Source organism: Fibrobacter sp., from assembly GCF_045601785.1.
Taxonomy (GTDB): Bacteria; Fibrobacterota; Fibrobacteria; order Fibrobacterales; family Fibrobacteraceae; genus Fibrobacter.
In genome coordinates this window covers 1-10296 of record NZ_JAZSAF010000034.1, presented here as the reverse complement: position 1 = coordinate 10296, position 10296 = coordinate 1, and the positions used below count along the sequence as shown (strand labels likewise).

At 43.2% G+C, this 10296-nt stretch carries 9 protein-coding genes; all 9 read right to left on the bottom strand.

Features of this window, described 5'->3' with window-relative positions:
- Positions 1–247 precede the first annotated feature (247 nt).
- Complete coding sequence (locus tag ACKI61_RS05230) at positions 248–1384, bottom strand: hypothetical protein (RefSeq protein ID WP_407456719.1); 1137 nt, start codon at positions 1382–1384, stop codon at positions 248–250.
- A 178-nt stretch (positions 1385–1562) separates the two neighbouring features.
- Positions 1563–2267: a hypothetical protein gene (locus tag ACKI61_RS05225; protein WP_407456718.1), complete on the bottom strand. Its 705-nt coding sequence runs from the start codon at positions 2265–2267 to the stop codon at positions 1563–1565.
- A gap of 270 nt (positions 2268–2537) precedes the next feature.
- Positions 2538–3041, bottom strand: a complete 504-nt coding sequence (locus ACKI61_RS05220) for a hypothetical protein (protein ID WP_407456717.1) — start codon at positions 3039–3041, stop codon at positions 2538–2540.
- Between the two features lie 40 nt (positions 3042–3081).
- Positions 3082–4632, bottom strand: a complete 1551-nt coding sequence (locus ACKI61_RS05215) for a GTPase (RefSeq protein ID WP_407456716.1) — start codon at positions 4630–4632, stop codon at positions 3082–3084.
- Positions 4633–4718: 86 nt separating this feature from the next.
- The gene (locus ACKI61_RS05210) at positions 4719–5864 is read right to left on the bottom strand and encodes a GTPase (RefSeq protein ID WP_407456715.1); all 1146 of its coding nucleotides are present in this window, start codon (positions 5862–5864) and stop codon (positions 4719–4721) included.
- A 33-nt stretch (positions 5865–5897) separates the two neighbouring features.
- Positions 5898–6236, bottom strand: coding sequence for a YkvA family protein (locus tag ACKI61_RS05205; RefSeq protein ID WP_407456714.1), 339 nt, complete (start codon positions 6234–6236; stop codon positions 5898–5900).
- A gap of 637 nt (positions 6237–6873) precedes the next feature.
- Entirely contained in the window at positions 6874–7503 is a 630-nt protein-coding gene (locus ACKI61_RS05200) for an FISUMP domain-containing protein (RefSeq protein ID WP_407456713.1), read from the bottom strand.
- Positions 7504–7512: 9 nt separating this feature from the next.
- Positions 7513–8046 carry a type II toxin-antitoxin system death-on-curing family toxin gene (locus ACKI61_RS05195; protein WP_407456712.1) on the bottom strand — a complete coding sequence of 178 codons (534 nt, stop codon included), beginning with the start codon at positions 8044–8046 and terminating at the stop codon, positions 7513–7515.
- Between the two features lie 185 nt (positions 8047–8231).
- A partial coding sequence (locus tag ACKI61_RS05190; protein WP_407456711.1) for a glutamine synthetase III occupies positions 8232–10296 on the bottom strand: 2065 nt, incomplete at its 5' end.

The window sequence follows — 10296 nt, the reverse complement described above, 5'->3', positions numbered from 1 at the left end:
GCGACGGGCTATCCCATTATAGAGTTTTTCTTGACCGTTTGTGGGGTGGCTCTGTTCGACCGGAACGGTGGCTCCGCATTTTCCGGAAGGGTGGCTCTCTAGCACCGGACTCGTGGCTCAAAGTACGCCGGAATAATCAATGTAACTGCATAGCAAAACCTCTTGATTCTACTATGCAATATAAAAGAAGCGCACGACAACTAATGTCGTGCGAGAATGCTTTTATGAGTTTCCTTTTAATAATATATCACTCTTGGCTATCCCAAATCTTTTTTCTATAAACAACCAGGCTTTTCAAGAATCCCTTTAATTCGCTCATAAAATTTTCATCAAGAGTTGACGACTTATACAAAGTACATCGCCCCCATTCATCGCATACAATAAACTTCTTTTGCATTTTTGTTAATAAAATCACAGATTCTTCTTTTGAATAATTTCTCGTATAAAAACGAACCATATAGTCCTCATCGTTTAATATAATATCGCATACAAAATTGTTCAAAGACTTCACAGGTTTGCCATCTTTTTTACTTATATACAGTTCAAAAGACAGGTAACACCTTCCCCGAACAAGTTCAAAACCAACTTTACCGTCTTTTACAATTTCATTTTCAATATCTTTCAATTTTGTAGAAATATTTTCATAAGAATCAAATTTTCGAGTTTTCTCTAAGAAACCATTTTGTCTCCATTTAGAAACAAACTCATCCCTTATAAGGCTTCTTGCAGGGTGATTTATTCGAAAAACTTCAACACCTTCAAAATATTCTCTCCCATTTTTGTTTTGACATGATAAATCCGCTTCGCGGAATCTACCATTTTCCCAAATAACGATCAAATCCGGTTTTAGTTTTTTTATCACAATAGGCAAAACTTCTTTTGCCTCTTTGTGAAACAATTCCTTATTTTTAGAATACCATTTGCCACACGAAGAACCGCCCCCCACAAGTCTCTGATAAAAATTATAAAAAGCAAGATAATCCCACACATAATCACTTTTGTACGAATTATTTTCTGCTCCAATAACAAATTCAGCCGTTCTTCTTTTTCCTAACCAGCCTCTATTACTAGTTTTTCGATCCAAAGGGTATTGAGCAAAAGATTCAAACTGATAGTAGTAACCATTTTTATCTTTGTTTCCAATATTTAAATAGGAATTTGCAAATTCATCTATCGTCAATTCTCTATTATTATCATTTTCTTTTTTACCATTATAATGGGACTCTCCAACCACTAATATTTTGAAGTTAGCATCAAAATACTTTTCACCAATATAAGGCAGAAACTTTACTTTTCGATTGTTTTCATCAGAATCGTCAAAATACTTTCCCACACGATTTTTCAATTTGAGATAAGCAATGTTTTCTTGGCTGATATCTTTCATTTCCGTCCTCACTATAGCGTCCTTTAGGAATATAAACAAATATTCATCCTCGCGGATAAAAAGTCCTATTTTCAAAAAAACTTGGCCAATTAGCGAAATTAGGAAAAAAACAGCATTTTTTGCTACAGAGCGAAGGAACTGGTGTAGGTGTATGAGAAAGGAGAATAGATAAAGAAAACTATCTTAGCCATTTTTCCTTGAGCCATGCGCAGAAGAAGTCCCGCGACGTCATACCACGAGCCTTATCATATTTTGACATGGTTTGGTTCCAATGGGCGCTAGACGGATGATTCGTATAGATATAATCAACGATTCCGTGGGATTTTGTCCAATCCCAAAGATTTCCACCGAAATACTTCGGGAAATCAAAACCTTCCGCCTGTTTGCACACCGTAGAGCTCAAGAAAACGAATAAATCAGGTTTCAGAATATCAAGCACCTTGATGAAATTACGAATAGCCTGTTCGCAGTCAACATCCTTGCCACCATAGGAATTCCACAAGTCATCGATTCCTGTTGTGCAATCGGCCGGACGCAAGAAGTAATTGAGGAACGCCACCTGATGCCAGCCATTGCCACCGCTCGGCTGCACCAGATTTAAGCAACGGTCAATCTCTTTTCCGAAACGCCCGCTTTTGCCCTCACGAGTCCCACGTGTGTTGCACCAATCCTGCTCATCACTCGTCAACACAGGATTTCCGTACCAAGAGTTCACATCATGGTGCACAGCAGAACCTTCAGGCATATAATGACTTTCACCTATCAGCAAAAGCTTTTTATGCTTCGAAGATTCATAATCATCCCCCACAAAGGGCATCATATACGGATGCGATTTGTAGAAAGGGACTGATTGAAATTGAGAGTCATAAGAAGTATTGGACATATCGCTTCCAATTGTTTACAGAGCCGGTTCGTGACCGCCCTTTGCCGAACTCTTTAGACAACGAGCATTTACCATGGCAAATATCGTTGGGAATTGCAGCCCGCAATATTTGCAAGTGTACTTGGACTTTTCGGAGCCCTCATACAGCACATGGTTCATACCACTCGATTGCTTGACACAACGAGCATTGACCAACGCAAAAACTGAAGGGAAGCCTATTCCGCAATATTTACAGTAGAATTTTTGAGACATAAGAGTATTCCATAAAAATCAACCATTACCGACCGACTTGTTTGGATTTTGAGTTGAAACAGTAGTTTTCCCTCCAAGAGCAGCCACCGTAACAGCAACAACCGCACCCAAAGCTGCCGTTACCACGCCCGCCATTTTCAAAAGAAAAAATTTATTTTCAGAATCCTTAGCATCAATCTTTTCTGCAACTTCCTTCATTTGACCTATAATATATTGACGTTCTTCAAAGGACAGACACTCATTATCCAACATATTTGATAAGGTGTTTAGAATTTGATCATACGCAGCAATGCTTTTTTGCGTTGTCACATCGTTTTTCTCAAGGATGTTCTGAACAGATTCCTTATACTCTTTCACAATGCTCTGCATTGTATTACAAAATTCTGGAAACTGTTCAATTATTTTTTTTGCAACATCAGGATCTAACTTATCCAAGCCTGAGGCGAACTGCAATATTTTCGCCTTTGTTAAATAGCGGAAATCAGATATTCCTAATTCTTTTTTTAACTCAGCTTCATTCATACAGCCCTCTTTTTTCTTTTAAGTTTCCACTCATTCGCATTTAAGAAAAATCTTTCGTAATCGCAATCAGCAAACTTTTCAATTCACTTCTAACATCAGAGAATTGATTCTCTTTCGTAATTTCTTCCATTATTGGATAGATTGCAAAGCCATTAGTTTCTAAATCTATTAATTTTAATTCATTTCCATTATGATAATAGAATTTATCCGAAGTCAAAGCAAAGCATTCTTTTCCCATAAGAATGACATCATCATAATATACCAATATTTCACTAGGTAATATATGATTTGCCATTGTAAAATCTGCCAACTTTGATTTAAACACATCAGTATTACTGACGCCCTTTATAAACAAATCTCTACTTATTCTTTTCCCCAAAAATTGGAAAGAATAACACAGAACAACCATTTTCTTCCATTCTTTCTGTATAATATCTCCAAAAATTTTAGCCCTGTGATTATCGCTTAAAGTACTAAAATACTTTATTTTAATGTCACCAGATACCTTTTTCACCCAACACCAAAACGACACTAATCTAACATCACCGTCGACAGGGTCACTTAGAAAACTCTCTCTAAACGTGTTCCAAATTCCAATCTCACGTACTCCAGGGTCAACATATTTATCCCAAGCAAACAGCATAGAATCAATACGCAAGTCTTTTTGGAAATTTTTTATATGTCTATTAATTTCTTTAATTACACTTGACAAACTTTCGTTAGCCTCATCAACAACACTTTGCGTCAATTTTCCAAACGAAAGAGATGCTCTATTAGAAACAAACTTCAACGGAAGCCCCATCCCCCAAAAGGCAGCCTTCAATGGCAACGCCAGTCTCAGCGGCAACGAAGTTTCCAACACATATTCGGCAATAAAATCATTGACCCTACCAAAATTTGGGCAACCAACCTTTGCGGCATCCTTTACAATAACTTCAATGTGAGATTCCCACCCTCCCATTTTTTGCAACACTAGATAAATTAAATAATTAGCAGAAATAGCTTTAAAAAGTTCTTCACGCCCATACCTATGGCAAGAGTTCGTAGATTGTCCAATTTTTCGCTTAGCTACACTACGAACTTCAACAACATCGTATAAATCCTTAAAACTAGACAAACGTTCTGACAGAATTCTATGGTATTCTTGTTTTGTTTCCAAAGTACCACAATCAGCCTGAGTCAAAGCAATTATCACATGTTCTTTTCTCTTCAACAAATCAGAAATAAATTGAATTTCAAAATCCTGAATACGGGATTTCGAATAACTAATGCAATAGATTATAGCATGAATCTGTGTTTCAAAGGAGTCTTTTAAGGAATCTATCTTAGCAAAAATGGTCTTCTCCCAAGATTCAATTTGTTTATTTTCCAACCCCCAGCTATCGTATATAGTAATATCTAAAGACTCTCTCCTTACAGTCTTTTTAGCAAATTCTCCTTCCCGAGTTACGGGAGCTCCAGCTCCTGCAGCAAGTTCATTTTTTTCATCCAAATCAAATAAATAGTTTATAAGAGAGCTTTTACCGACCCCGGTTTGACCCAAAATCATCGCATTCAAGGCTGTTTTTGCTGTATTTTCTAAATATATCATATTTGTCCTTTAGCATTTCTATCAGCATATAGAGTATAGATATTTTTCAAAACAGGGGGATTTGCCCTCCCCTGTTAAATAATTGTTTATTTCTTCAATTTAGATGAAAGAATCTGTTTTACCAGATTCATATAATCAGAATTAAAGAAGTCATTGATATCAACATAGTAGTCAGATTCGCCATTTATCGCCTTTTCACACTGTTTGTAAGCAATAAATGAAGTTGCTTCGCCTATTGCTGCGGTGAAGGCAGCGGCAACAGCAGCGTTGATTGCGCCACCAACAACAGAACCAACCCCAGGAATAAGCTTTACGAGATTTCCTGCAATCGCCTTACCTAGATTTTGGACGCCAAATGAACTAAGCAAGCCTGCCAAAGCGGCTGCGCCTCCAGAAAATTTGATTCCATAAACATTCAACACCGCAAGAACAAGTCCCGCCTGAATTGGAATCAATACGGCGGCATCACTAAATGGAATAGGCGATGCTCCAACCGCAGCTGCAGCCCCTGTTGCAGCAACAATCCTCTTTTTCGCTTGACATTCCTTTTCTTTCAAGCCTTTCTTCATTGCGCTAACAAAACGGTCCTTGCACATTTCTGGCATTTGATCCATAGACCATTCAATCAGCTCGTCCCAATCTGTATATTTGTCGCCATTTTCATCACGAGCATTAATAGCACTTTCATCTGTTGATGTTCTAAAACATTTAACACCAACAATGTCCATAGTTTGCTTTTTTACAGATTGAACCATTTCGTTTAATTGAGTTTCATCAAGCTGATCAATTTGAGAAAGAATGATGCATAGTTTGTACTTTTCTGATTTAATTTTGTGGCAAAGTTCAGCATCATAAGGAGTAAAGCGCTTGCTTGCTCCATTTACAACATACCAAACGAGATGGACGCTTTCTTCACCATCTATACCCTTATGATTTTCCTTGCAAAGGAATTCATCAAAAAGCATTTTTTTATAATAATCTTCTTTTCCAAGTTCATAACCTTCGCTATCATAAATATTAACCAAATTATTCTTGTATAAAGTAATATCTCTAGTGCAAGGTTCGCCATTACTTACTTTAGCCACTTCATCCTTAAAGATGAAATTAACAATCGACGACTTCCCAGCACCCGTTTGACCACAAATCAAGACATTCGGTTTCTTGAAGGTTTCCTGATATTTTCTCAGTTCTTCGTCAAGTTTTTCTTGAGAATAAGCGAATTCTTCAGACATTTTTTCTCCTTGTTATTTGCTAATTGTTAAAGTCTACTTCACCACCAGCGCCACAATCGCAGCGATTAAACCGCCGAGCAACAGCGCAGCGATTACGACGGCGATGACCATAAACCATTTGGCGTATTTTAGGATTTTCACCATGGCGCTATTCTGGTCCTTTGTGAACTGCTGAACCACATTCATAGTGGCAGTTACAAGGAAGCCAACATCATCGAGCCAGCCCACTACGGGGATGGCATCGGGCGCCAAGTCGATGGGCGACACGGTGTACAAAAGCGACATGATCATCAAAAAAACGGCAAGCCCCTTTTGCAGGGGCGAGGCGCCGTTCATATCCTTCACATCGAAAACTTCGGGTTCTTTATCCATATTTTTTCCTTCTCAAAAAGAAATATATCCTGTTTTTTTCAAAAGTGCACTTTTTTTGAAGAAAAATACGTCTTTACCATACGCATGTTCATTTTTGATGTCGTAACGGGCGCCCTCCTAGCCAACGCACAGCGCCCCAGTCTTTGACTTTGGCCCAGTAGCGTCTTATAAAGTTCGCCCCTCCAATCTTCGCTCCAGATTCAAAATCCGCTTTTAGTATTTTGCATGCTGCATTTGTTTTCATAGGTCCTCGCATTTTCGTAAGTTTTTGCCGTAAGGATGAATATATACCCACTAGGCGACAATAGATGTCGTTCACTTCTAGTAGTTGGGACTCTACAAAAAAAAACGATTACCTTATAAAAGCCTATTTTTTACACAACGAAACCAACAAAAGAAAAAATGGCCCGAAGACCATTTTTTTCACTTTTCAGAACCAAGGCTCCATTCCAATGCATTCTTTATGTGCTCTTCAAAGACCTACAGTCTCTTTTTCAATCCACAAGTCACTTTCTAATGGACAAAAATACAGTAAATAGTCCACTGTAATGGACTAAATTACAGAAAATAGTTCATTATAATGGATTAAAATATACGCAATTAGCAATTTTAATCGAAAAAGGGCAATTTTATGTTTTTAGCAGTCCTTCACGCAGCGGATTGAATTTGCACAGGAGAAGTCGTTCCAGAAGCGGTCGAGAACGGCATCGTCATAGAAGTTGTCTAGGCGAACGCGGTAAGCCCATTTGTTTCGCCCGACAGAACTCCAGAAACGAGTGTGTCGACCTCGCGCTCCGCAAAAGCCGAATTCTTCCATACAGCCCGCCGGATACGCCGTAAAACCGAACACATCAGCGCGTTTTCCAACAGAGAATAATTCGTCTTCTTCCCAATCGTCTTTGGACTTTAACGCAAGAGCCGCCCCAAGGTAAGTTTCGGTACCATGCTCGCCCCTTTCACATTTTGCGCCAACTGCATTAAACAAGTCTCGCCAATCGTCATTGTTCGGCAAGCGCCAACCTTTGGGGACTGCGGCTTCTGCAAATTTCCAGTAGTAGCACAAGCCATATTTCTTCACATCCGGGTCACAGTTCCAATCGTAAGGCGGCGTTTCGCCATTCAAGCTCAGATACCCCATGCCGCCGGCATACGCCTGCGCACCTTCGCATTTATGCCGCAAGTTTTCGGCGAACCAAATCCGATTTCCGATTTTCACGGTGCGGTAGGTTTCACCGTCTCGCGGGTCTGTAAAGTATGAGTCTTTCATAAAAGCCTCCTACATAATCAAGTTCACTATGAGTTTGGTCATGGTTTCACGTTCTTCGGGTTTGCTTTCAGCGATGAGCAGCGTGAGTGCGACTAGGGCACCATCGCTTACGATTTTGGAGCCGTCCACTCGATAAAGGATATCGTTGCGCGACATATACCACAAGAAAATGAACGCTGCAATGCGTTTGTTGCCATCGACAAAGGAGTGGTTCTTGACAAGCAGATACAGGAGTGTTGCCGCCTTCATCTGCACGGTCGGATAAAGTTCCTTGCCGTCAAAAGTCTGGTAAATTTGTCCGAGGGAACTTTTGAAAGACGCATCCTTTTCGAAACCGAATATTCCGCTGTCGCGGAATTTTTCCTTGAGCACAGCAATCGCTTCCATCGCCAGTTCGTAGGTGATGGGACCATTCGTTTCGCTGTAGTCGACACCGGTCTTCGGGAATTCTAGTTGCTGGTGATCATAACGGTCCAAAGTTTCTAGAGTCGCACGAAAATCATTGATGACATTTGATATTTCTAGTTTCTCCAATCTGTTCATGACGCACTCCTTTTAGGGGAACATCACGAATATAGATTGAGCATGCGACAATTAGCGTCATTTGCAGATACAAAAAATTCCCCGCCCGAAGGCAGGGAAAATTTTCAACGGAGGCCCGAGCTTTTCACTAATAAATAAACGGACATTTGGGCTTCCACCTTCGACGGAAGCCCATGCTTTTCATCTTAGTAGATGAAAAGCATCTCCCTATACTTCGGCAGAGGCCACATTTCGTCGGGGACGACCTTTTCGAGGCCATCGACAACCTTGCGCAAAGCGGCCATTGCATCGAGGATGCCTTCGTGCAGGCCGTTCAGGCTTTCTTCCATGGTAGCGATGGCGGCACTCAGGTTCTTGACGCCTTCACCCAGAGACTTCACGTAGGCATCGACGCCGGGGAAGCCCTGGTTCAAAGCCATTTCGTTGGTCTTCAGAGCGCTGGAGTAAGCCTCGACGACCTTCGGCAAGATGATGTTCTTTGCCATGTCGCGGCAGACTTCGCCTTCGATGTGGATGCGCTTGTGGAAGTCCTCGACGTTGATTTCGTAGCGGGATTCCATTTCGCGGCGGTTCATCACTCCGTACTTTTCGAACAACTGAATATTTTCTTCCTTGGTGAGAGCCTTGAGTGCTTCGACAGAGGTGCGGATGTTCGGGAGACCGCGGCGCTCGGCTTCGGCGACCCATTCGTCGGTGTAACCGTTACCGTTGAAGATGACGCGCTTGTGTTCCTTCACGATCTTCTGCAAAATCTTTTGCAGGCCCGTGTGGAAATTCTTTTCGTCAAGCTTTTCGAGCTGTTCCGAAATCATGTCGAAAGCTTCGGCCACGATGGTGTTCAGAACCACGTTCGGCTCAGAGCAGCTTTGGCTGGAACCCGGAGCGCGGAATTCGAACTTGTTGCCGGTGAAGGCAAACGGAGAAGTTCTGTTGCGGTCGGTGGCGTCGCGCGGCAAAGCCGGGAGCATGTCGGCACCGATGCGGAGTGCGCCTGCTTGCTTGCTGGACTTGGGCACGCCTTGTTCAATCTGTTCGATGACATCCATGAGCTGGTCGCCGAGGAACATGGAGACGATTGCCGGAGGCGCTTCGTTTGCACCGAGGCGATGGTCGTTGCCGGCGCCAGCAGTCGTCATGCGGAGCAAGTCAGCATGGGTGTCAACAGCGTAAATGATGGCGCAGAGCGTGGTGAGGAACACGGCGTTCTGGTGCGGGTCCTTACCCGGGTTGAGCAGGTTGCCCTTGCCGTAAGACACGGACCAGTTGTTGTGTTTGCCGGAACCGTTCACGCCAGCGAAAGGCTTTTCGTGGAGCAAGCAAACGAGGCCATTCTTGTCGGCCACGTTGCGGAGCACTTCCATGATTTGCATGTTGTGGTCGCAAGCGAGGTTCACTTCTTCGAACATCGGGGCGAGTTCGAACTGGGCAGGCGCCACTTCGTTGTGGCGGGTCTTCGCCGGAATGCCGAGCTTCCAAAGTTCGATTTCCACTTCGTTCATGAAGTTCAGAATGCGAGCCGGGATGCTACCAAAGTAGTGGTCATCCATCTGTTGGTGCTTGGCGGGAGCGGCACCAAACAGCGTGCGGCCAGCTTGGTACAGGTCCGGGCGTTGCAGGTAAAAACGCTTGTCGATGAGGAAGTATTCCTGTTCGGCGCCAAGCGTGACCGTCGTCTTCTTGGGGCCCGCCTTGAAGCAGGTCATAAGGCGGCGGGTAGATTTAGAAAGAGCTTGCAAGCTGCGCAGAAGCGGAGTTTTCTTGTCGAGAGCTTCGCCGGTGTAGCTGCAGAATGCAGTCGGAATGCAGAGCGTGGCACCGTTGCCGTGACGCTTGATGAATGCGGGGCTGGTCGGGTCCCAGGCCGTGTAGCCGCGGGCCTCGAACGTAGAGCGAAGGCCGCCGCTCGGGAAACTCGATGCATCCGGTTCGCCGACGATGAGGTTCTTGCCGCTCAGTACCATGATGGCCTTGCAGCCGCTCGGTTCCAGGAAGGAATCGTGTTTTTCGGCGGTGGAGCCGGTGAGCGGCTGGAACCAGTGCGTGAAGTGCGTGGCACCGCGGTCCATCGCCCACTTCTTCATGGCGTGCGCGACATCGCCCGCGATATTCGGGTCGAGGGGGGCACCCTCGTCGATGGTCGCCAGGAGCTTTTCGCAGATATCCTTCGGGAGGTAGCTGCGCATGGCTTCGGCATTGAACACGTCCTCGCCGTAAAAATCAACATTGACCGGTTCGGCGGGTTTCGCGGGG